The 20,845-nt window shown below is 60.6% G+C and carries 24 protein-coding genes; 16 read left to right on the top strand and 8 right to left on the bottom strand.

The features are described from left to right. Window positions 1-218 precede the first annotated feature (218 nt). From QP941_RS05745 to QP941_RS05725, 5 genes are all read left to right on the top strand, one after another. The gene (locus QP941_RS05745) at window positions 219-1,235 is read left to right on the top strand and encodes a formamidase (RefSeq protein WP_284815504.1); all 1,017 of its coding nucleotides are present in this window, start codon (window positions 219-221) and stop codon (window positions 1,233-1,235) included. A 446-nt stretch (window positions 1,236-1,681) separates the two neighbouring features. Then, entirely contained in the window at window positions 1,682-1,948 is a 267-nt protein-coding gene (locus QP941_RS05740) for a hypothetical protein (protein WP_284868324.1), read from the top strand. 82 nt (window positions 1,949-2,030) lie between these two features. Beyond that, entirely contained in the window at window positions 2,031-3,068 is a 1,038-nt protein-coding gene (gene era / locus QP941_RS05735; RefSeq protein WP_284868323.1) for a GTPase Era, read from the top strand. A gap of 6 nt (window positions 3,069-3,074) precedes the next feature. Continuing rightward, window positions 3,075-3,791 carry a DNA repair protein RecO gene (gene recO, locus QP941_RS05730; RefSeq protein ID WP_284868322.1) on the top strand — a complete coding sequence of 239 codons (717 nt, stop codon included), beginning with the start codon at window positions 3,075-3,077 and terminating at the stop codon, window positions 3,789-3,791. A gap of 10 nt (window positions 3,792-3,801) precedes the next feature. Next, window positions 3,802-4,557: an isoprenyl transferase gene (locus QP941_RS05725; protein WP_284868321.1), complete on the top strand. Its 756-nt coding sequence runs from the start codon at window positions 3,802-3,804 to the stop codon at window positions 4,555-4,557. A 25-nt stretch (window positions 4,558-4,582) separates the two neighbouring features. Here QP941_RS05725 and QP941_RS05720 read toward each other — a convergent pair whose 3' ends face one another. Beyond that, window positions 4,583-4,777 carry a helix-turn-helix transcriptional regulator gene (locus QP941_RS05720; protein ID WP_284787560.1) on the bottom strand — a complete coding sequence of 65 codons (195 nt, stop codon included), beginning with the start codon at window positions 4,775-4,777 and terminating at the stop codon, window positions 4,583-4,585. Window positions 4,778-4,780: 3 nt separating this feature from the next. Continuing rightward, complete coding sequence (locus tag QP941_RS05715; protein ID WP_005324218.1) at window positions 4,781-5,230, bottom strand: hypothetical protein; 450 nt, start codon at window positions 5,228-5,230, stop codon at window positions 4,781-4,783. Window positions 5,231-5,368: 138 nt separating this feature from the next. On the opposite strand from QP941_RS05715, the gene QP941_RS05710 reads away from it, so the two are divergent. Then, complete coding sequence (locus QP941_RS05710; protein ID WP_284868319.1) at window positions 5,369-6,031, top strand: CPBP family intramembrane glutamic endopeptidase; 663 nt, start codon at window positions 5,369-5,371, stop codon at window positions 6,029-6,031. Window positions 6,032-6,143: 112 nt separating this feature from the next. Here the strand turns inward: QP941_RS05710 and QP941_RS05705 are convergent, their stop codons facing one another. Together QP941_RS05705 and QP941_RS05700 are read right to left on the bottom strand one after the other, a co-directional pair. Next, a complete protein-coding gene (locus QP941_RS05705) occupies window positions 6,144-6,563 on the bottom strand; it encodes a Fur family transcriptional regulator (RefSeq protein ID WP_284868317.1) in 420 nt (139 codons plus the stop codon). Window positions 6,564-6,633: 70 nt separating this feature from the next. Further along, window positions 6,634-6,924, bottom strand: coding sequence for an ArsR/SmtB family transcription factor (locus tag QP941_RS05700; protein WP_005324221.1), 291 nt, complete (start codon window positions 6,922-6,924; stop codon window positions 6,634-6,636). Between the two features lie 184 nt (window positions 6,925-7,108). Between QP941_RS05700 and QP941_RS05695 the strand changes: the two genes are divergently transcribed. From QP941_RS05695 to QP941_RS05685, 3 genes are read left to right on the top strand one after another with little or no spacing between them, the layout of a single operon-like run. Continuing rightward, window positions 7,109-8,488, top strand: coding sequence for a glycine--tRNA ligase (locus QP941_RS05695; protein WP_239278674.1), 1,380 nt, complete (start codon window positions 7,109-7,111; stop codon window positions 8,486-8,488). Window positions 8,489-8,490: 2 nt separating this feature from the next. Next, window positions 8,491-9,000, top strand: coding sequence for a hypothetical protein (locus QP941_RS05690; protein ID WP_284868316.1), 510 nt, complete (start codon window positions 8,491-8,493; stop codon window positions 8,998-9,000). After that, entirely contained in the window at window positions 9,000-9,440 is a 441-nt protein-coding gene (locus QP941_RS05685; protein ID WP_284868315.1) for a hypothetical protein, read from the top strand. Before QP941_RS05690 ends, QP941_RS05685 begins: the two co-directional genes overlap by 1 nt. 55 nt (window positions 9,441-9,495) lie before the next feature. On the opposite strand, the gene QP941_RS05680 is transcribed toward QP941_RS05685, so the two are convergent. Beyond that, window positions 9,496-11,523, bottom strand: a complete 2,028-nt coding sequence (locus QP941_RS05680; protein WP_284868314.1) for a TPM domain-containing protein — start codon at window positions 11,521-11,523, stop codon at window positions 9,496-9,498. 54 nt (window positions 11,524-11,577) lie between these two features. Here QP941_RS05680 and QP941_RS05675 point away from each other — a divergent pair, with 54 nt between their 5' ends. Together QP941_RS05675 and QP941_RS05670 are read left to right on the top strand one after the other, a co-directional pair. Then, the gene (locus tag QP941_RS05675) at window positions 11,578-12,153 is read left to right on the top strand and encodes a YdcF family protein (RefSeq protein WP_284868313.1); all 576 of its coding nucleotides are present in this window, start codon (window positions 11,578-11,580) and stop codon (window positions 12,151-12,153) included. A gap of 48 nt (window positions 12,154-12,201) precedes the next feature. Beyond that, a complete protein-coding gene (locus tag QP941_RS05670) occupies window positions 12,202-13,494 on the top strand; it encodes a deoxyguanosinetriphosphate triphosphohydrolase (RefSeq protein ID WP_284868312.1) in 1,293 nt (430 codons plus the stop codon). 149 nt (window positions 13,495-13,643) lie between these two features. On the opposite strand, the gene QP941_RS05665 is transcribed toward QP941_RS05670, so the two are convergent. Further along, on the bottom strand, window positions 13,644-13,877 hold the full coding sequence (locus tag QP941_RS05665) for a barstar family protein (RefSeq protein WP_284868311.1): 234 nt from the start codon (window positions 13,875-13,877) through the stop codon (window positions 13,644-13,646). A 2-nt stretch (window positions 13,878-13,879) separates the two neighbouring features. Continuing rightward, the gene (locus QP941_RS05660) at window positions 13,880-14,350 is read right to left on the bottom strand and encodes a guanyl-specific ribonuclease (protein WP_239278712.1); all 471 of its coding nucleotides are present in this window, start codon (window positions 14,348-14,350) and stop codon (window positions 13,880-13,882) included. 211 nt (window positions 14,351-14,561) lie between these two features. Here QP941_RS05660 and dnaG point away from each other — a divergent pair, with 211 nt between their 5' ends. Further along, the gene (gene dnaG, locus QP941_RS05655; RefSeq protein WP_284868309.1) at window positions 14,562-16,484 is read left to right on the top strand and encodes a DNA primase; all 1,923 of its coding nucleotides are present in this window, start codon (window positions 14,562-14,564) and stop codon (window positions 16,482-16,484) included. Window positions 16,485-16,563: 79 nt separating this feature from the next. Here the strand turns inward: dnaG and QP941_RS05650 are convergent, their stop codons facing one another. Next, window positions 16,564-16,845, bottom strand: coding sequence for a hypothetical protein (locus QP941_RS05650; protein ID WP_005324241.1), 282 nt, complete (start codon window positions 16,843-16,845; stop codon window positions 16,564-16,566). Between the two features lie 156 nt (window positions 16,846-17,001). Between QP941_RS05650 and QP941_RS05645 the strand changes: the two genes are divergently transcribed. From QP941_RS05645 to QP941_RS05630, 4 genes are all read left to right on the top strand, one after another. Beyond that, entirely contained in the window at window positions 17,002-17,151 is a 150-nt protein-coding gene (locus tag QP941_RS05645) for a hypothetical protein (protein WP_284868308.1), read from the top strand. A gap of 163 nt (window positions 17,152-17,314) precedes the next feature. Continuing rightward, a complete protein-coding gene (locus tag QP941_RS05640) occupies window positions 17,315-18,556 on the top strand; it encodes an acid phosphatase (protein WP_502869197.1) in 1,242 nt (413 codons plus the stop codon). A gap of 86 nt (window positions 18,557-18,642) precedes the next feature. After that, window positions 18,643-19,824 carry a non-hydrolyzing UDP-N-acetylglucosamine 2-epimerase gene (gene wecB / locus QP941_RS05635; protein ID WP_284868306.1) on the top strand — a complete coding sequence of 394 codons (1,182 nt, stop codon included), beginning with the start codon at window positions 18,643-18,645 and terminating at the stop codon, window positions 19,822-19,824. A 38-nt stretch (window positions 19,825-19,862) separates the two neighbouring features. Further along, a complete protein-coding gene (locus QP941_RS05630) occupies window positions 19,863-20,528 on the top strand; it encodes a DUF1707 SHOCT-like domain-containing protein (RefSeq protein WP_284868305.1) in 666 nt (221 codons plus the stop codon). Window positions 20,529-20,845: the final 317 nt, after the last annotated feature.

Below are 20,845 nucleotides of genomic sequence, written 5' to 3'. Positions count from 1 at the left end.
TGCTCCCTTAAGAACCCGCACCTACGCCCCTAGGTCTATCGAGTTTCGGCCGAGCTGAGTAAACCTTCCCCTCAGCTCGGCTCTCTTATTTCATCAAGGGCGGCTTACGATGAGTCTCTTATACGAGACTACTTCTCCGGATGAATAGTGTGACGCACCACTAGTGTGTCAGTAATATGGCTCCCGTCACATCATCTACTTTGCGATAGGAGTCCACTATGTCCAGCACTGGCAGCATCAGCGCATCCCCCGACGGCCTGTTGATGGCCCTCATTCAGTATCCCGTTCCGGTGGTCAATACCCCGGAAGACGTCCAGGCCAGCGTGGACGAAATCTGCCGCATGGTGGGTTCCACCAAGGCGGGCTACCCAGACCTCGACCTTATTGTCTTCCCGGAATATTCTTCCTCCGGTCTCAACACCAAGATTTGGTCCTATGATGAATTCCTCATCGGCCTCGATGACCCAAAGGTGGACCAGTTCAAGCAGGCCTGCAAGGACAATGATGTCTGGGGTGTCTTTTCCATCATGGAGCCAAACCATGAGGAAGGAAAGCCGCCTTTCAATACCGCCATCATCATCAACTCCGATGGTGAAATCGCACTGCACTACCGCAAGCTTCAGCCGTGGACTCCTATCGAGCCTTGGTACCCAGGCGATCTGGGCATGCCGGTTTGTGACGGCCCAAAGGGCTCCAAGCTTGCCGTGAACATTTGCCACGATGGCATGTTCCCTGAGCTCGCACGCGAGGCTGCATACAAGGGTGCCAACGTCTATATCCGTATCTCTGGCTACTCCACGCAGACCCAGGATCAGTGGATCATGACCAATAAGACGAATGCCTTCCAAAACCTGATGTACACCGCATCCGTAAACTTGGCTGGCTACGACAACACCTTCTACTACTTCGGTGAAGGCAACGTCTGCAATTACGACGGCCACATGATTTCTGAGGGCCACCGTAATCCCGGCGAGATCGTCACTGCCGAAATTTTCCCAGAGCTGGCTGACAAGGCCCGCATCAATTGGGGCTTAGAAAACAACATCTTCAACCTAGGTAATCGCGGATATGTGGGCTACCCCGGCGGTAAGACCGACAACTATCTCACCTGGGTCGAGGACTTGGCCAAGGGCGAGTACAAGCTGCCGTGGGCTGATGACGTCCGAATCAAGGACGGCTGGAAGTACTACCCGGACGGCCCGCAGCTCGGCCCGCTGCCGGACGAATTTAAGTAAGCTCCGCTAATCCAGCGTCAAAGCCCTGCACCCATCTCTATGGGCGCAGGGCTTTGACGTTGCTTAACGCACTGCCTTCTCTCTGTTAATACTCGTAGCCTTCAACCGCACCCATATCCGAATCCGCTGGCGCATCCGTATCTGCGCCAGATTCTGGTGTGTAGCCTGCATCTATATCGTCGTAGCTTTCGGAATAGTCCGAATCTGAAGGTGGAATGCCTCCGTTGCACAGCTCGGCCCATTCCTCAGGGTACTTATAGCGACCTTCCTCACCGCCGCAGACTCCTTCGGCTCGAACAGATCTCTTTAGCTCTGGAGTGTTGCAGAGTTCAGTTTGGTGCCAAGATCCATCGGAGAAGTGTCCAACTGCCCCTAATCCAATATCGCAATACAGTAACTCCGGCTCCGCGGCTGCAGCCTAGGGTTGGGTCTCCGGTTCAGGGGCAATGCTTTCTTCTGGTTCTTCGGTTTCGGTTTCTTCGCTGCTGGTCGTGGCGGAAGTGGTGCTGCTCGAAGAGATAGTAGCGCTCGAAGTGGAGGGAGCTGAAGAGCTAGTACTCGTCTCGGCGGGCGGCTCGGAATCAGGCGAGGAGCATGCGGAAAGGATGAGAGTAAGAGCAGCGCCCAAAAGTAGGGCAGGGGATTTGCGGGGCATGAAGGGCCTTTCGGAGAGTGAGCGCGGTATGCGCTGGGGAGAAGAGGTTTCTCCATAGATTAGCCCTATGCCGCGTCACCGGTGCGATTTGGATATGAACTAATCGGAGATCTTGACTCCGTGGGCTATTATTGCGGGTAATGAGTTCTGATTTTGATGCACAGTTTGATGCGGCATTCGAGGGACTGCCAGAAGACCCGGATGATGCCGTGCCGGAAGGCGCCGAAAATACGGCAGCCCCGCTTGATTATTCGCAATACACCGATACCCCGGAGGGATTCCGCTCAGGCTTCGTCTCCTTTGTTGGGCGCCCGAATACCGGCAAGTCCACCCTGACTAATGCCCTGGTGGGGCAGAAGATTGCGATTACCGCGGACCAGCCGGAGACTACCCGCCACACCATTCGCGGTTTGGTCCACCGCGATGATGCCCAGGTCATCGTCGTGGATACGCCGGGTCTGCACCGCCCGCGCACACTTCTGGGCGAGCGCCTCAACGAGGTAGTGAAAGACACCTATGCCGATGTGGATGTAATCGGCCTGACCATCCCGGCCGATGAAAAGATTGGCCCGGGCGACCGCTGGATCCTGGAAAACGTGCGCAGCATCGCGCCAAAGACCCCGATCATCGGCATCGTCACCAAGCTGGATAAAGCCAGCAAGGATCAGGTTGGTGCGCAGCTGCTGGCCCTGCACGAGCTGCTCTCCCAGGATGACCCGAATGCGGTAGTCATCCCGGTTTCCTCCAAGGAGGGTGTGCAACTGGATGAGCTGGTGCAGGTCATCGTGAACCACCTGCCGGAAGGCCCAAAGTTCTACCCGGATGATCACATCACCGATGAGGGCCAGGAAAAGCGCATCGAGGAGCTCATTCGTGAGGCCGCCTTGTCTGGCTTGAAGGCGGAGCTGCCACACTCGGTGGCGGTGCAGGTTGATGAGATGCTGCCGTCGCGCACCCGCGAAGGCGTGCTGGATATCCATGCCATTTTGTACCTGGAGCGCCCCGGCCAAAAGCGCATTATTGAGGGCAAGGATGGCCTGCGCTTCCGTCGCATTGTGGGCAATGCCCGCAAGGAGATCATCGAGCTGCTCGGCCACAACGTGTACTTGGATCTGCGCATCAAGGTGCTGAAGAACTGGCAGTCTGACCCGAAGTCGCTGGGTAGGCTCGGGTTCTAGACCACTATGCGCGAGAACTATCGTGACCGCGCAGTGGTCATCCGCACCTATGACTTTGGTGAGGCCGATCGCGTTATAGTCCTGCTTACCCGCGATCATGGCCTCGTGCGCGCGGTGGCCAAGGGCGTGCGTCGCGCCAAGTCGCGCTTTGGTTCGCGCCTGCAGCTCTTCGTCAACCTCGATGTCCAGTTATATGTGGGCAAGAACCTGGCCACCATCTCCCAGGCGGATACGGTCGACTATTTTGGCGCGCGCCTCATTGAGGACTATGAGCGCTACACGGCCGCGTGCGCGGTGCTGGAATCGGCCGAGCGCCTTGCGTTTGCCGACGCCGCCCATGACCCCTACCTCTACGAATCCGTCACCGCAACCTTGGAGCAGCTGCAGACCGCAGACCCCACTATGACGCTGGATGCCTTCTTGCTGCAGGCGATGGCACATGCCGGTTGGGCGCCCAGCCTTTTCAACTGCGCCCAGTGCAACCGGCCTGGCCCGCACCACGCCTTCCACCCTGCGGTAGGCGGCGCGGCGTGCCACGAATGTCGGCCGCCAGGTGCTGCGGAGGTAGATCCGGAAACCCTGCATCACCTGTGGCTTTTGGCGCATAGTCACCCGACGAATCCGACGAATGCGCAGAAGCAGGAGGGGCATCGCCTAGCGCGGGCGCACCTGCAGTGGCACATGGAGCGCAATGTTTCCGCATTGCAGGTTATGGAGCAGTAGAATATAGTCCGTGATTACGCCAGACCCGAACCGCACTTTGACCCCGCCGAATATCCCGGATGAGTTCATGCCGCGCCATATTGCGCTGGTCATGGACGGAAACGGCCGCTGGGCCCAGGAGAAAGGTATGAAGCGCACCGAGGGGCATAGGCGCGGAGAAGCCGTGCTTCTTGACGTCGTCGATGCCTGCCTTGCCGCCGGCGTTCCCTACCTTTCGGCCTATGCCTTCTCCACGGAGAATTGGCGCCGCAGCCCGGAGGAGGTCCGCTTCCTTATGGGCTTTAACCGCGACGTGCTGCGCCGCCAACGCGAGTGGCTCAATGAGCGCGGCGTGCGCGTGGTGTGGGCCGGCCGCCGCCCGCGCCTGTGGCGCTCGGTTATTAAGGAGCTCGAGGCCGCCCAGGAGCTGACCAAGGGCAATACCAAGATGACCTTGGCCATGTGCGTGAACTACGGCGGTAGGGCAGAGCTGGTGGATGGCTTTAGGGACATCGCCAAGCAGGTGGCCGCAGGCGAGCTCAACCCGCGCGATATCAAGGAAGAAACCATCGCGCAGCATCTTTATGACCCGAGCATGCCGGACGTGGATCTCTTCCTGCGCCCGTCCGGTGAGAAGCGCACCTCAAACTTCCTACTCTGGCAGTCCGCCTACGCGGAGATGATTTACCAAGACAAACTCTTCCCGGACTTCACTCCGGAGGACCTCTTCGCCGCCATCGAGGAGTATGCGCGGCGCGACCGCCGCTTCGGTGGCGTGAAGAAGTAGCGCGCAGCGCCAAAGCACTGCGCGGCTATTTTTCAGGGATGAATATGTCCTCGATGTGGCAGGAAAAGTGGCGCGCGATCTGGAATGCGAGGGGGAGCGAAGGATCGTAGCGCCCTTTTTCAATACTGATGACCGTTTGGCGTGAGACGCCAAGCTCCGTAGCCAAGCCCTGCTGCGAGAGACCTTTGCTCTCGCGAATCTCTTTTAGCCGGTTGTCCATGGTTTAGCTCGCTGCCCGCTTGTGGGCAAAGTAGCTAATGCCAAAGGTGCCGGCGACAAAAGTCCCTAAGATGATGGTGAGCGTGGTGCCGGAAACCTGGAATTCCCAGAAGGAAGAGGCTATGCCTAATGCACCTATGGCGATGAGAATGGCGTGCAGGGTGTTTTCGGAAGCCTGCGAATACCAATGGGATTCGATCGAATTTTCTGGGTCGGGCGTCGCCCCGCGGATGGTGGAGCGGTCCACCATAAAAAGCCAGCTAGCGGAGATAGCAACAGGCAGGAGACACAGCGAGTACACGGCAAACGCTAGCCATGGTGAATCTTCGTGTACGAACGCGGCCACGATGGCACCGGCGGCCGCCGCAAGGGTCGCGCCTGCAGCAACGGACAAAGTAATGAGCTTGGCTTGTGAGCCGCCAAACTTGGGGCGGCCAAAGCGAGTGGTCTGCATGGAAACCTCCTGTAGCAACGGTTTGTAAAGTGTGCTTGACACACACTATATGTCAAGGGCCCTTTACTGTAAAGGAGGCTTTACTATTTTGAGTAAATTCATTCTTAAGGATGAGTGGCAGCCTTTTAGGGTAGGGGCATGGCAGTGGATAACATCAGGTTGAAAGATGCGCTTATCGGAATCGCGGCCGTCGTTGCAATGGATGTTCTCTTAGTGGCGACAGTTTTTGCCGTGATGAAAGTTGGTTTAACCACGGGTGGGCTAGGCACGATCATGCCCATCGCGCTTGCTCTTTCAGTGGTGGTGCCGACGGCGGCATTGGTGCTTTACCTAAAACGACGGGGAATTGGTCTCGGCTTTATTCCCTTGGGTCGACGTGGGCGGCACTTATTGTGGCAGGTTCCCCTCGCTATTTTTATAGCTGGAGTCGCAGCCGCGATTGTGGGGCCGTTGTTGGGGTTATCGCCCTCGGAAAATACATCTTCAGCTGACGGTCGCGGCGCAATGGTGATTATTTCTTTAGCGTGCTACCTAATTTTGGCGCCGCTGATAGAAGAAATTGTGTTTCGCCGCCTGCCCATGGGGTACTTGGATCGCAGTGTTCCAGCGTTCGCCAGTGTGATTCTTAGCTCGCTGCTATTTGGTGCCGCCCATATTGCTCCACCGGTCATTGTCTATGCGACTTTCCTGGGGATGGGGTGCGCGTTAGTAACTCGCTTCCACAATTCGCTGCGTGCAGGCCTAATTTTGCACTTTGTTAATAACCTAACCGTGCAGTTGATTGCCATCTCAGCACTATAGTCTTGGCGTGAAATATGCTCCCAGTGTGCGCCGCAAAACAAAGACCTCAGGCTCCGGAAGTCGGAGGCTGAGGTTAGGGGAGGGGCGACTTAGAGGGGAGCCGCGAGCGCGATTATGCGGAGGCGGCGCAGTCGCTGCAGATGCCAAAGACCTCGGCATCGTGGCCGGTGAGCTCGAAGCCATAGTCCTTCGCTACGGAGGTGGCCCACTTTTCAATCGGACCGCCATCGATCTCCTCGGTGCGGCCACACTTGGTACATACCAAGTGGTGGTGATGGGCGTCGGTCTCGCAGTGGCGGTAGAGGGTTTCGCCATTGGGCATGTGGAGCGCGTCCACTGCATCGATATCGGTCAGGGACTGCAGGGTGCGGTACACGGTGGTCAGGCCCACCTTTTCCTCACGCTCTTGGAGCTCGTGGTAGATCTCCTTGGCGGAGGCGAATTTCTCCATTTCCCGCAGTACCTCGACAACCGCGGTGCGCTGCTTGGTATTGCGCGCGCCTAGTTTGGGAATACTGTCGTGTAAAGCCATGCCCTCAATATTATCAGTGCTTTTTCAATAACTGCACAGTCAGGCGGCTTTTTATGCAGGAGGGGAGGGGCTAGGAGGCGATCTTGGCGGCGTCGGCAAGCAGGTCCAAAACCCGCGGCGCAATGAGCGAGTAGGTTACCTCGCGGCCGCTGCGCTCGGAGTCCACGATGCCCGCCTGCTTGAGTACGCGAAGGTGCTGGCTGATAAGGGGTTGGGACTTGCCGGTGGCCTTGACCAGCTCGTGGACAAAGTGATCGCGCTCGGCCAAGCGGGAGATGATTGCGATGCGTAGGGGCGAATCGAGGGCAGCGATCACGCCGGCAGCCGCAGAAGTATTAGGGGCCTTGTAAGTGGTCGTCATAGGGAATGTCACCTTCAATTAAATACCTATTACCTGTCGGTCACTCTTATATTACCCGATACGTGCAATACATTGTATTTATTTCAGATTAAATTCACGCCCCAATCCCACCGCTGGGAAGTGCTTCGCGTTAGACTGAACGAGATCGTCAAGACTGTCCCCTACCAGAGGAGTCCGAAAACTAATGGCATCCGTCATCGATACCGTTGTAAACCTGTGTAAGCGCCGCGGCTTGGTCTACCAGGCAGGTGAAATTTACGGCGGTTCCCGCTCCGCGTGGGATTACGGCCCTCTTGGTGTAGAGCTCAAGGAAAACATCAAGCGCCAGTGGTGGCGCCACATGGTGCAGTCCCGCGCAGACGTCGTGGGCGTGGACACCTCCGTCATCCAGCCGCGCCAGGTCTGGGTATCGTCCGGCCACGTCGAGGTTTTCTCTGACCCGCTGGTGGAATCTCGCCACACCGGCAAGCGCTACCGCGCCGACGACCTGATTGAGGCCTACGAAGAAAAGCACGGCCACGAGCCGGAAAACGGCCTGGCAGACATCAATGATCCAGAGACCGGCCAGCCGGGCGACTGGACCGAGCCGAAGGCCTTCTCCGGCCTGCTCAAGACCTTCCTGGGCCCGGTAGACGACGAGCAGGGCCTGCACTACCTGCGCCCGGAGACCGCACAGGGCATCTTCGTCAACTTCAAGAACGTGATGACCTCTTCGCGCATGAAGCCGCCGTTTGGCATCGCGAACATTGGTAAGTCCTTCCGTAACGAAATTACCCCGGGCAACTTCATCTTCCGCACCCGCGAGTTCGAGCAGATGGAAATGGAGTTCTTCGTCAAGCCGGGCGAGGACGAAGAGTGGCACCAGTACTGGATTGATGACCGCTACAACTGGTACGTGGACCTGGGCATCAAGGAAGAAAACCTGCGCCTGTACGAGCACCCGAAGGAAAAGCTCTCCCACTACTCCAAGCGCACCGTGGACGTGGAGTACGCCTTTGGTTTCAAGGGCTCCAAGTGGGGCGAGCTGGAAGGCGTGGCCAACCGCACGGACTATGACCTGTCCGTTCACGCCAAGGGCTCGGGCGAGGATCTGTCCTACTATGACCAGGCCAACGAGGAGCGCTGGATCCCGTACGTTATCGAGCCGGCCGCCGGCCTGGGCCGTTCCATGATGGCCTTCCTGGTGGATGCCTACGACGAGGAAGAGGCTCCCAATGCCAAGGGCGGCACCGATAAGCGCGTGGTCCTGCGCCTGGACCGCCGCCTGGCACCGATCAAGGTGGCCGTCCTGCCGCTGTCCAAGAAGGAAGAGCTTTCCGAGCCGGCCCGCAAGCTGGCCGATAAGCTGCGCGCCCACTGGAACGTGGACTTTGACGTCTCCGGCGCCATCGGCCGCCGCTACCGCCGCCAGGATGAGATCGGCACCCCGTTCTGCGTCACCTTTGACTTCGACACCCTCGAGGACGATGCCGTGACCGTGCGCGAGCGCGACACCATGGAGCAGGAGCGCGTGAAGCTCGATGACCTCGAGGCTTACCTCGCTGCCCGCCTGATTGGGTGCTAGTAATGCATTACACCAGCTGGGATCGCTCCGACCGCGCAAAGCCCGTGCTCTTGGCCGAAGATGGCCCGGAGCAGTTGGGCGTATTCTCGGAGCATTCCGCGGAGGTGGACGGCCACTTCTGGCGCACCGAGGTCAGTGACCTTGGCGCTTCTGCCACGCTTGCCGACGGCTCCATTTACCGCCTCGCCGGCCGCCTCGGCCGCGATAAGCGCTTGGAAGCATCGCTCAACGGCCGGACGTTTACCTTCGTCAACGAAAACAGCGGCGACTGGATCATCGATGACGTCGATGACGAAAAGGTAGGTCAGTTTACCGCCCGCAATTCCGGCGTGCGCAAGTCCATCCTCGAATTCGAGCACGATGCCGAGGGCCTGACCACCGCCGAAATCGCCGGTCTGAGCTGGTTTACCCGCGTCATCTTGGATGCCACCACCCAAGGCAAAGCCTGGGTTTGGATCATCACCTTGGTCCTAGCGTCCATCGTCGCCCTCGTCGCGCTATTCGTCCTCTAATGCCTATCCAGTGGACTTGGCGCGCGGGCGCTCTCACCAACGCCGAGGGGCACGAGCTTGCCTCAGTGCGCGACGGCGTGCTTGCCACCGCCGCCGGCGAGCGCCTCGCAGTAGAATCCTCGCTGGATTCTTCCTCCCCGCGGTTCTTCCTGCGCGCGCAGACCGCCGCGGGCGAGGATTTCTCGGTCACCCAGGCCGGAATCACCGTCACCCGCCTGCGCGCGACCTGCGGGGGCCGCGAGTACCTGCTGGAGCGCCGCAACCCCTTCCGCCGCGAGCGCCGCATCGTGGCCCGCGTCACGGGCACCGAGGTTGCCAGCACCGCACCGGCCGGCGACGGACTGCGCGTGAGCGTGGGCGAGCTGCCGGAGCTCGACGCCATCTTCTTGAGCTATGCCTGCGCGCTTCTCGACGCCACCCCGCGCACCCTGCGCACCTAGCCCGTTACCTGCGGAGTAGGGGAGCCGGGCCGGTGGTGCGCCGATTCGGCGGGTGCTAGAAGGAACCGCCGCGGAAGCCGCCTCCGCCGCCACCGCCGAAGTCTCCGCCGCCAAAGCTTCCTCCGCCGAAGCCGCCGCCTCCGAAACCTCCGCCGAAGCCGCGGCCGCCGCTGAGCATCTGGCCGATGACCACGCCGGTGACGATGTTATTGGCGGCATTGCCCATCTGTTGGCGCTGCTGGCGGCGACGGTGTTCGTCCATGTCATCCTTGGCGCGCTGCAGCGCCGCCTGAGCCGCGGCCACTGCCTCGCGGGAGGACTGCAGCGCGGCGCGGATATCGTTGCGCTCGGTGTGGAGGGCTTGGGCGTGGAGACGTTTGGCGTCGGCAAGCGCGGTGCGCGCACCCGAGCCGATGATGCGACCGCGGGAGGAAATGAGGTCTTCTGCGGCCTGGATATTGGATTCCGCCACGGAAATCTGCTGGCGGAAGAGGTCTAGCTGGCGCGCGTGCGTGGAGGTCTTCTCGCGCACGCGGTCGAGCGCCTCATCTAGCTCGGTATCGATGGAGGTCAGCGCGGTGTGCTGGCCCAACGGATCCTGTTGGCCGTGGGCCTTGGCCTCATCTACGGCGCTGCCGGCGCGGCCGAGCAGCTCTTCGAGTTTGTCCCAATCCGCGGTGGTTCCCTGGGCCTTGCCTTGGCGCTCGAGCTCGCGGGCCTCGTTGATCTCGCCCTCGACCTCGGCAATAAGCGCCTCGAGATTGCCGCGGGCGGTGGCGATATTCTCCTCGGCGTTTTCCACGCCGGAAATGAGGCGATCCGTCATCTCGCAGGCGTGCTCGATATCGCGAATAAGTCCCACCAGCGGACCCTGCTGGCCGGCCGGCTGGGCCTGGACCCCTCGGGCCTTGTCGAGCAGTTTCTCGGCCTCATCGAGCGAAGCGGCGGCAAGCTCGGGGTTATCGGCAATGGAGGAGAGCACGTGCTCGTCATAGTTGGACTTCAGGCCGGCCAGCGTGGACTCGGCCTCCGGCAGGCGGGCGCGCAGGCCCACGGTGCGCTGGGTGAGCTCGTCCAGCTTTTCATCGGAGTGGATGAGCAAGTCGCGCATCTTGGCAAACTCCTCGGCCTGCGCGTCGAGGGCGTCATCGGCCTGGCCGCAGGAGGAGACGATTTCTACCAGCATCTGGCGGCGCTCGGCCGGGGACTCCGGCACGGCATCATCCAGGCGCTGGCGCAGGTGGAAGGCCTTTTGCAGGGTAGAAGTGGAGTGGTTCATCGCCTTGGTAAAGGGGCGCACGCGCTCGGGGCCGAACTCGGAAAGCGCGATATTGAGCTCCTCCTTGCCGCGGCGGATGGACTCATCGGTAGAGACCAACTCCTCCTGGGCCAGCTGGTCCAAGGTCTTCAGCGGCAGGCGGTTTAACTGATCAGTATCGTCCGGGGCAATCTCGCGGGCAGACTCCAAGGTCTGCGCATTATTCTTCTTGGTAGTGCGGCGCGAGTAGTACATGATTCCGCCACCGGCGGCGACGATGGCGGCCGCGCCACCGCCCAGCCACGCTAGGCCAGAGGAATCGGAGGCGGAGCTATTTGAAGCGGAGTTGCCCAGGGCGGCGTCGGCAAGCGCGAGGGCCGAAGCACCGTACTCGTCGCTGGCCAGCTTGTCATAGGCGGCGTCATACATCTGGTCGAGCCGGCCCTGCGGCCAATCCTTGCCGGTCTGCACGCCCATCTTTCGGTCATTGATGGATAGCGCATAGACCGCGGAATTCGGCCCCTTGTCCTTGACCGCCTGGCCGGCAAAGCTCTCCGGATCCGTGCCCAGCTCATCGGTGATATAGACAAAGAGCGTCAAGTGCTCGTCCTTTTGCAGCTGGGTAATCTTCTCCCTGAGCTCGGCCTTCTCTTGGGTGCTTAATACACCCGCATCATCGGTAACCTTTTCCGTTAGGGCTGCCGTATCGGTGCCCTGCGCCACCGTGGTGGTCTCGGCGGCGAAGGCAGACCCCGCACCGACGGAGGTGCAGCCTAAAATGAAAGCGGCAATGGCCGCGCGGCCCAAACGTGCACTCAAATTCATGCCCACCACTTTACCGGCTTAACTTTGTGCTCTGGCAGGTAATGTAGTGGGGCAGTGAAGTACGCAATTGTTTTAGGAACCGCCCAATACGATGGCCGCCCCTCCCGCATCCTGACCGGCCGCCTGCGCCACGCCGGCGAGCTCGCCACCACCGAGGGGCTGGAGGTCATCACCGTGGGCGGCAAGCTGCCCGGGGATAGGTTTACTGAGGCCGGCGTCGGCCGCACCTACCTGCGCGAGCACTTCCCGCACCTGACCGTGCACGCGGTGGAGGAGGGGATGGATACCCGCAGCTCCCTCAGCGCGGTCAAGGAAGCCTTCGCGCTTTCCGACGCCACCATCATCACCGATCCCCTCCACCGCCTGCGCACCGCACTCATCGCCCGCCAAGAGGGCATCGCAGCCACCGTCTCCGGTACGCCGTATTACCCGGCCGCGCGCTTTTCTAAGCCCTGGTGGCGCTACCTTGCCCACGAAACCGGTGGCGTAGCCTACGCGCTGGTGGCCGGCCTGTTACCGCCGCGCGGCGCCGCGGCGCTGCGCAATGGGTTCTACCGCGTGGAGCAAGTGCTGCGCCCCAATCAGAAGCTGCGGCATGAGACGATTCAGCAGGAAGACGACCGCGCTTAGGCCACGTTGCTCACCCAAAAGGCCTGTTCGCGGAATAAACTTGGCGCCGTGACCTATTCTTATTCCGCCGCCGACTTTGCCCGCCTGGCCGATGAAAAGCCGAAGGGCTCAGCCTTCCACCCCGTGGAGGAGCACCGCGGGCTCTTCGCCCGCGACCGAGCCCGCGTGCTGCACTCGGCGGCGCTGCGCCGGCTAGCGGATAAAACGCAGGTCGTCGGCCCGCGCGACGGCGATACCCCGCGCACCCGGCTGACACACTCGCTGGAGGTCGGCCAAATCGCGCGCAGCATTGGCTCCGGGCTCGGCCTCGATCCCGATCTTTGCGATATGGCCGGGCTTACCCATGACATCGGCCACCCGCCCTATGGCCACAACGGCGAGAATGCGCTCAATGAGGTCGCCCTCAACGGCTTCGAAGGCAACGCCCAAACCCTGCGCATCCTCACCCGCCTGGAACCAAAGGTCATCGTGGACGATGCCAGCGGCGTGCCGCAAAGCTATGGTCTCAACCTCACCCGTGCCGCCCTCGACGGCGCCTGCAAGTACCCTTGGACCAAGACCAATCCCGATGGCAGCACCAACCGCAAGTACGGCGCCTACGATGAGGACGCGCACTTACTGGAGTGGCTGCGCGAGGGCCATACCGATAACCGCAAGTGCATCGAGGCCCAGGTCATGGACTGGTCCGATGACATCGCCTACTCCGTGCACGACGTGGAAGATGGCATCATCTCCCGGCGCATCTCATTGAACGTGCTCTGGGACTTAGTGGAGCTCGCCCAATTAGCAGAAAAGGGCGCCAAGGCCTTCGGCGGCACCGCCGATGAGCTCCTGGAAGCGGCCGATAGCCTCCGCAACTTAAGCGTTATCAACGCCATCGGTGACTTTGACTATTCCTTGCGCGACTACGCCAACCTGAAGAAGATGACCTCGGAGCTCGTCGGCCGCTACGTGGGCGCAACCGTTGGCGCCACCAGCGAGGCCAATGCCGAACTCATCGCCTCCAATAGCCTTGGCCGCATGCACGGCGACCTCGTTGTACCCAAGCAAGCCGAAGCCGAGGTCAAGCTGCTCAAAACCATCGCCGTCCTCTACGTCATGGACGAGCCCGCCCACCTCGCACGCCAAGACCGCCAGCGCGAGCGCATCTACCGCGTCTACGACTACCTGGTAGCCGGCGCCCCCGGCTCCCTCGATGCCACCTTCCGCCTGTGGTGGGAGCAGGCCGATTCCGACGCCGCCCGCGACCGCGCCATCATCGACCAAATTGCCTCCATGACCGAATCGCGACTGGAGCGCCTGGCTCGGCGGAGCGCGGAGCTGTCTGGGTTCCTCAGCTAAACCTGGCCCACCCAGCACCGCTAGAGTTAGGTCGAAACTCATCAGGCCGATCTGAGCGCGAAAAGGCCGAATTGAGAGCTCACAACCCTCAATTCGGCCTGATGTCTATGGACCTAACGCCCCAGCCTGAGCCCCCAGGGCCCGAGTCGCTAGCGCACCAACTTCACGCCCTGATCCTCCAAAACGGTGGCAACGCCTTCCAACTCTGCGTCCGCGACTTCCATGTCGGAGGCAATGATGACGGTGGTGCGCTGCTCGCGTAGGAAGTCCGCCAGGTCATCGAGGTTGCGGGGGCCGCAGTCCTCGCAGCCGCGAGTGCGGCCAAGCGCGTTGAAGAAGTCCGCGCGGGTGCGGATGTGTTCAGTAATGAGGATGCGTTGCATTATTACTCCTCCGCGTCCGGGATAGAACAGAAGCTTTCATAGTGGTCATCGGTGTAGTACCACACGTCCGGGTCGGTCTCGCTGCCGCCGCCGGTGATAATGCGGCGGGCGCCGCGGTTCTTACTGCCCGGGGTTTCTACCGTGTATTCGCGGTAGTAATTCTTGTCCTGCTGCGGCAGGCGTCCCTCGTAGTTGCCAAAGCGGGCATTGTCATTATCCGGGTAGTCATAGGGGCCACCGGCCAAGATATCGTCCGCGGTGTCCTTCGCCTCGGCGGGGAGGGAGGACATCTCGCAGGTATCGGCGTCGCCAGCCTTAGCGCCTCCTGCGGACTCGGACGGAGAGGAGGCGGAAGAAGCAGAGGAATCACCATCGCCGCCGAGGTCGAAGCCGAAGTAGCCTGCGACGACGGCAAGCGCAAGGCCACCGAGGGCTACTGGGAGCGATTTCTTAGACGCTTGGGACTTGGGCATACCTTTATTCTTGCAGGTGCAGCGACAAATACCGAAATCGGCCGGCGCTCCCAACAAGGCCAAAAATTCCCCCGTCACGGGGGTGGGTAAAGGCATGCGGAATACACCCCATCAGAGGGTAATTTCCGCCCAAACCGTGAACCCACAGACACCACACCATCCTGGCCAAGCCATTTGAACATTCCCGCCGCGCGCGGGGTAGTCTGTACGCATGGCAAAAGGCAGAATTCCGGACAGCGACATCCAAGCTATCCGTGAACGCGCGCCTTTAGAAGAGATCGTGGGCGAGTACGTTCAGCTCAAGCCCGCCGGACACGATTCGCTCAAGGGGCTGAGCCCCTTCAAGGATGAAAAGACCCCGTCCTTCCACGTGCGCCCGCAGCGCGGTTACTATCACTGCTTTTCCACCGGTAAGGGCGGCGATGTCTTTAGCTTCCTGATGGAAATGGAGCAGGTCTCCTTCCCCGAGGCAGTGGAAGCGGTAGCGCAGAAGATTGGCTATCACATCAACTACCAGGGCGGTTCCACGGGCGCGCGCAATGAGAAGCCCGGCACGCGCCAGCGCCTCATCGCCGCGAATAAGGCCGCGCACGAGTTCTACCGTCAGCAATTGGAGACCCCGCAGGCGGCCACCGCACGCGATTTTCTGCTGGATCGCGGCTTTTCCCGCGAGGTCATCTATGACTTCGAGTGCGGCTATGCGCCGGAGGGGTGGGATACCGCCACCAAGCACCTGCTTCGCCTAGGCTTTTCCTTCGAGGAGCTGGAGGCGGCCGGTATTTCCAAGATGGGCAAGCGCGGTCCCATTGACCGCTTCCACCGCCGCCTGCTGTGGCCCATCAAGGACCTTTCCGGCAACGTCATTGGCTTTGGCGCCCGCAAGCTTTTCGATGACGACAAGCTCGGCAAATACATGAACACCCCGGACACCATGCTCTATCACAAGTCCAAGGTGCTCTTCGGACTCGATCTGGCCAAGCGCAATATCGCCGATAATCACCAGGCCGTGGTGGTAGAGGGCTATACGGACGTCATGGCCATGTACGCCGCAGGCGTCAAGACCGCAGTGGCATCGTGTGGCACCGCCTTTGGCGGCGAGCACCTCCAGGTGCTGCGCCGGCTGATGCTGGATGATTCCTACTTCAACGGCGAGCTCATCTATACCTTCGACGGTGATGAGGCAGGGCAGAAGGCCGCCATGCGCGCTTTTGATGGCGAGCAGAAATTCACCGGCCAGTCATTCGTCTCCGTGGCGCCAGACGGCATGGACCCGTGCGATCTGCGCCTACAGAAGGGCGATGCCGCCGTGCGCGAGCTCATCGCGGACCGCATCCCCATGTTCGAGTTCGTCATCCAATCCGTCATCGCGGAGTACCGCATCGATACCGCGGAGGGCCGCCTGCAGGCCCTGCGCCGCGCAGTCCCCGTGGTGGCGCAGATCCGCGATCAGCCTCTCCAGCGCGAGTACGCCCGCCGCCTGGCCGGTTGGGTGGGTTGGGCCAATCCGGAGGAGGTCCTCCAGCAGGTCCGCGCGGAGGCGCGCAAGCCCAAAAAGGCTGAAAAACCCACCATCCGCCGCTTCGATAACGCGAAGCAGCAGCCGGCGCAGCAGGACGTGCCGATGATCCATCCGCCGAGCCCCAAGGAAACCCACCTGTGGCCACAGCGCGAGGCCCTCAAATTGGCCTTGCAGATGCCGCAGGTAGCCGGCTCGTACTTCGATGGCATTACTGCCGACGCCTATACTAACGACGCCTACCGCCTCGTCCGCCAGGCAATTTCTACCGCCGGCGGCGCCGCCCAAGGCGCGTCCATGCCCGCCGTGGAATGGATTGCCGCCGTTGCCGGCGAGATGCAGGATCTCACCGGCCGCAATTTCGTCTCCGAGCTCGCCGTAGAAGCAATCCTGCCTACCGACGTCGGCCCCGAAAAATACGCCGACTCCGTCCTTTCCCGCCTGCAAGAAACCGTGGTGGGCGATCAGATCGCCCAGCTCAAAGCTCGCCTCGGCCGCATGCGCCCCTCTGATGATGAGGCCAGCTATAACTCGCTCTTCGCCGACCTCGTTGCCCTCGAGCAGGCCCGCCGCGAGCTCAATGACCGCGCCTTCCGCGGCACGCCTCCCCAGGCATAAAAATCTCCCCTCGACACGAACCCAAACGAGGTACGCGCTGAGGGGAGGGGAGAGGCCTAAAGGCTAGCTTGCTGCCGCCCTAGTCCTCATCAGGCTCATAAATGCGGTCCGCATTATCCACCTGCGATCCGCGCAGCCGGCCCTTGCCCTTGCGCTTGGAGGACAAATCGCGAACCTCGCGCATGCGCGGTTCTGGGTCCAGGCGATTAGCCACCGCCTTGCGTGCCGAGGTGACAGCGGACTTAGTCACGGGGGAGTTGACGGCCTTTTCGTAGGCGCCCTTGATCTGGTGGTAGCGCTTGCGGCCAGCCTTAGTGCCAAAAACGTATCCTGCTGCGGCGCCGAAGACGAATTGGATCATTATCTAGCGTGTCCCCTTATTCCTGTGCGAGTAAAAGTTCCCCACCAGCCTACCGCGAAGCCTAGCCGCGCGCCGCCAGCCACGAGTGAGGGGTAGCGCTAACCCCGCATTGGACTAGCTCTTTTCATGGCGCGGAATACGCGCTAGTTTAAGTGTGTGGAAAATAACAAGCGCAGGGATTCGGCGGCGGCCTCAGCAGTAGCGCTGGCCGCGCTTTTTACCGCGAGCATTTCTGCGGAATCCTCCGGCCACCATCCGGAGGCGGCCGCGGCGCACCAAGGCCCCAATTGGCCTGAAGAGTGCTGAGTGATGACCGCAATGGTCTACCCACCAATCCACAATTGTGCATGCGGGTTTAGCGTCATGTTCACTTCCCCTTAACTTTAGCTAGATATTATTCGTGGGAATTTGATGCTAGTTAAAGGTTTCTACGTTGAACTATCGGAATAATCTTCGCCCCGCAGTGCGTGTGCTCGCCCTATGCGCAGCCACTGGTCTGATAGTAACCCTCGCACCGACGGCTGCAGCCTTCCCCGTATCCGTGCCCCAGCTGCGCGATCCCGTCACCCAGCACACCACCGGTGCAACCCCAGTCCAGCACCCCGGCGCCCCGGTTCCAGAGCCGTTTAGCACGGACTATATCGCGGGCTTTGAATCCGATGTTTCGTCTTATCAATTTGGCAACTACTGGCAGGTAGTCCAGCTCTTTGACCACATAAAGGCCCAGCCAGAAATCCGCCAGGAAAATATGGACAAGGCCGTGGCCATCAACAACGCCGCAGCCGGCGACCCCGCTCTGATCCAGCGCGCGCAGGCCGACGCCAAAGCCAGCTCCACCAGCGTGCTCAACGCCGTCTCTGATTCCATGGGCAAGAACCTAGGCGATGCCTTCCGCGCCGCCTTGGCCGAGCACCGACTGCCCAAAACCGAATACCTGCTAGGCAATGGCTACGCCGCACGCGCAGGCGGACTGGCCAGTTCCACGATGTCAGAGAAGTACTACTTCAACTATCAGCGCCCGTACCAGCGCGCGCCGCAGGCGGTCAAGCGCTACGACGATGGCTCCAAGGATCTCTATCCCACCTCGCCAGCTTTCCCTTCGGGCCATACCAATCAGGCAACGTGGATTACTACGCTGATGTCCTTCATGTTGCCGGAGGTAGGCCCACAGCTCATGCTGCGCGGCGCGGAGGCCGGCAACCACCGCGTAGTCCTAGGCGTGCATTACCCGCTGGATGTCATCGGCGGCCGCATGACTGGCCAAGCCGCCGCAGCCGACCGTTTGAATGACAAGCGCATGCGCCATGCCCTATGGGAAGCCTCGATGGAAGTGCGCAAGGAAATTAAGTGGCGCACCGGCAAGACGGTGGAAGAATTGGTGGCCCAGGATAGGGAAGAGGGTACTGACTACCGCTCCACCCAGGATGCGGTCGCCGAATATTCGAAGTTCATGGACTATGACTTCGCCCCGCGCTACCGCACCTACGCCCCGATGGTCGTCCCACAGGCCGCCCCAGTGCTGCTAGCCGCATCCCATCCAGAGCTCAGCTGGGACCAACGCGCCGAGGTGCTACGCCAGACTGCGCGCCCGGCCGGCAACCCGCTGGACTGGCAGGCAGAAGGCGGCTCCTGGCAGCGCCTCGACCTAGCCCGCGCCATGGCTGCCACGGTGACTATCACCCCAGACGGCGGCGTGAGTGTCAGCGGCTAGCGATTCCAACATTCTGCGCGGGGGTACAACGCTTCCGCACATGGTTCAATAAAGAAGTATCCCCATCAACCAAAAGGAAATGAGTAATGACTAAGCCCAAGGTAATGACCATCTACGGCACCCGCCCGGAGGCCATTAAGGTCGCCCCTGTGATTAAGGCGCTGGATAATGATGAGCGCTTTGAATCCATCCCGGTGTCCACTGGTCAGCACAAGGAAATGCTGGAGCAGGTCAATTCCATGTTCGGCATCACCCCGAAGCACGATCTGGGCCTGATGAAGCCGGGCCAGGGACTCAATGAGATTGTTTCCCGCGCGATTGCGGGTCTGGATTCCATTATTGAAGAAGAACAGCCGGATGTCATTATCTCTCAGGGCGATACTTCTACCGCCATGGCCGCAGCACTCGCTGGCTTCCACCGCGGCGTAAAGATTGTGCACCTGGAGGCGGGCCTGCGTACCGGCGATATCCACTCGCCGTTCCCTGAAGAGGCTAACCGTAAGCTCATCGGCCAGGTAGCCGAGCTGCACTTGGCTCCTACCGCTGGATCGATGGAAAACCTGCGTCGCGAGAACGTGCGCTCCAAGGACATTGTGGTCACCGGCAACACTGTTATCGATGCCCTATTGGAAGCAGCATCCTGGGGCACCAAGTTCGAGGATCCCGCTCTGCAGGAGGCCGCAGATTCCGACAAGCGCCTCGTCGTTGTGACCACCCACCGTCGCGAAAACCTGGAAGCTATGAAGGAGATTGGCGGCGCAGTCAAGGATCTGGCTGAGGCCTACCCAGAGATTAACTTCGCTCTGCCGCTGCACCTTAATCCCAAGGTGCGTAAGGCGGTTCTCCCTGAGGTTGAGCACCTGCCGAATATCATCATCACCGATCCTCTGCCGTATGACCAGTTCACCCAGCTGCAAAACCGCGCGACCATCATCCTTACTGATTCCGGCGGAGTCCAGGAAGAGGCTCCCGCGCTGGGCAAGCCGGTTCTGGTTATGCGCCAAAACACGGAGCGCCCCGAGGCCGTTGTCGCCGGCACAGTGAAGCTGGTGGGTACCAACCGTGAGCTCATCGTGGCCGAGGCTAAGCTTTTGCTTTCCGACGACGCCGCTTTCCAAGCCATGGCCAACGCCGTTAACCCTTATGGCGATGGCAAGGGCGCGCAGCGCGCCGTCGCCGCCATTGCCGAGCTGACAGGTGTGGGCGAGCGTGAAGCTGATTTCCGTCCGGAGATCGACGCTTCCAAGTCCTTTCGAAGCGAGGAATAAGCCGCGCGAATGGTGGCTATAGCGGATATAATTAAGGCATGAAACCGCTGGATATCCGTTGTAACCACCAAGAGCGTATGAAGGCCGCCGACATCTTGGGAGATGCACTGTCGGCAGGTCAGATTGACCTCACTGAATTCGAAAAGCGTTCGGCCGATTGTGAGGGCGCCACCACCCGAGGCGAGCTTATCGAGCCCCTTGCTGACCTTGTTGAAAGCCCGGAAACAATCCTCTTTGGTGCCCACAGCCAGGTCACCAAGGTCTACTCTGGCCACCAAGAATCCAATGCCATAGCCAAAGTTGAGCAGGCGATGAAGCAGATTCAGCCTTCGGTGGGGCAGCCGCAATCCCTAGCACTGGGCATCTTCGGTGGCTCCACGGTCAATGGCGGGGCAGTAGCCCGTACCCTGACAGCTATTGGAGCTTTCGGCGGTGTTGACATCGACCTGACCGGCGTAGCCCTTCGTAACCGTACGACCACCATCAATGCGGTAGGAGTTTTCGGTGGTGCCGATGTCTACATCCCAGAGGGCTTCCGCGTCCGCGTTGGTGGCTTTGGTCTTTTTGGCGGGCATGACCTCAAGGTCGAGCACGGCGCCATCCACCCGAATGACCTTCCCGTGGACGCACCAGAAATCATCGTCAACTGCTACAGCCTCTTTGGCGGAGTGGATGTGCATGTGGGACGCCGCTATGGTGCGTAAAAAGGCGATTTTGACGACACTCTTGTCGCTCTCATAGGGCGATTTAGGGCCGCGTACTACGGATAGATTGCGGATCTATTCCTCGTTAGCTGTAGAAATCCGATTGTCAACTGTGAATTACCCGGTGAAGTGTTGAATGACATGGGTGCATCAGCAAAATAGCTGAGACCAGTGCAAGTGTGATTTTCCACTCTCAACGGAGGGGCAGATTTCTGGACATTCATTCGGTGGAGTCAAAACCGGCCTAAACGACACGATGTGTTGGTGAGGTTGTACGGCTAGCCGGTCTGGCGTGCTGATATTAGGACTATTTCACT

Source organism: Corynebacterium sp. MSK150, assembly GCF_030229215.1.
GTDB lineage: Bacteria > Actinomycetota > Actinomycetes > Mycobacteriales > Mycobacteriaceae > Corynebacterium.
This window is presented reverse-complemented; position numbering and strand designations above follow the sequence as displayed.

Excerpts from the sequence above, each read along its gene's own strand:
- QP941_RS05745 (WP_284815504.1), top strand. The coding sequence starts at position 219 with ATGTCCAGCACTGGCAGCATCAGCGCATCCCCCGACGGCCTGTTGATG.
- QP941_RS05740 (WP_284868324.1), top strand. The coding sequence starts at position 1,682 with ATGCTTTCTTCTGGTTCTTCGGTTTCGGTTTCTTCGCTGCTGGTCGTG.
- era (WP_284868323.1), top strand. The coding sequence starts at position 2,031 with ATGAGTTCTGATTTTGATGCACAGTTTGATGCGGCATTCGAGGGACTG.
- recO (WP_284868322.1), top strand. The coding sequence starts at position 3,075 with ATGCGCGAGAACTATCGTGACCGCGCAGTGGTCATCCGCACCTATGAC.
- QP941_RS05720 (WP_284787560.1), bottom strand. The coding sequence starts at position 4,777 with ATGGACAACCGGCTAAAAGAGATTCGCGAGAGCAAAGGTCTCTCGCAG.
- QP941_RS05715 (WP_005324218.1), bottom strand. The coding sequence starts at position 5,230 with ATGCAGACCACTCGCTTTGGCCGCCCCAAGTTTGGCGGCTCACAAGCC.
- QP941_RS05710 (WP_284868319.1), top strand. The coding sequence starts at position 5,369 with ATGGCAGTGGATAACATCAGGTTGAAAGATGCGCTTATCGGAATCGCG.
- QP941_RS05705 (WP_284868317.1), bottom strand. The coding sequence starts at position 6,563 with ATGGCTTTACACGACAGTATTCCCAAACTAGGCGCGCGCAATACCAAG.
- QP941_RS05700 (WP_005324221.1), bottom strand. The coding sequence starts at position 6,924 with ATGACGACCACTTACAAGGCCCCTAATACTTCTGCGGCTGCCGGCGTG.
- QP941_RS05695 (WP_239278674.1), top strand. The coding sequence starts at position 7,109 with ATGGCATCCGTCATCGATACCGTTGTAAACCTGTGTAAGCGCCGCGGC.
- QP941_RS05690 (WP_284868316.1), top strand. The coding sequence starts at position 8,491 with ATGCATTACACCAGCTGGGATCGCTCCGACCGCGCAAAGCCCGTGCTC.
- QP941_RS05685 (WP_284868315.1), top strand. The coding sequence starts at position 9,000 with ATGCCTATCCAGTGGACTTGGCGCGCGGGCGCTCTCACCAACGCCGAG.
- QP941_RS05680 (WP_284868314.1), bottom strand. The coding sequence starts at position 11,523 with ATGAATTTGAGTGCACGTTTGGGCCGCGCGGCCATTGCCGCTTTCATT.
- QP941_RS05665 (WP_284868311.1), bottom strand. The coding sequence starts at position 13,877 with ATGCAACGCATCCTCATTACTGAACACATCCGCACCCGCGCGGACTTC.
- QP941_RS05660 (WP_239278712.1), bottom strand. The coding sequence starts at position 14,350 with ATGCCCAAGTCCCAAGCGTCTAAGAAATCGCTCCCAGTAGCCCTCGGT.
- dnaG (WP_284868309.1), top strand. The coding sequence starts at position 14,562 with ATGGCAAAAGGCAGAATTCCGGACAGCGACATCCAAGCTATCCGTGAA.
- QP941_RS05650 (WP_005324241.1), bottom strand. The coding sequence starts at position 16,845 with ATGATCCAATTCGTCTTCGGCGCCGCAGCAGGATACGTTTTTGGCACT.
- wecB (WP_284868306.1), top strand. The coding sequence starts at position 18,643 with ATGACTAAGCCCAAGGTAATGACCATCTACGGCACCCGCCCGGAGGCC.
- QP941_RS05630 (WP_284868305.1), top strand. The coding sequence starts at position 19,863 with ATGAAACCGCTGGATATCCGTTGTAACCACCAAGAGCGTATGAAGGCC.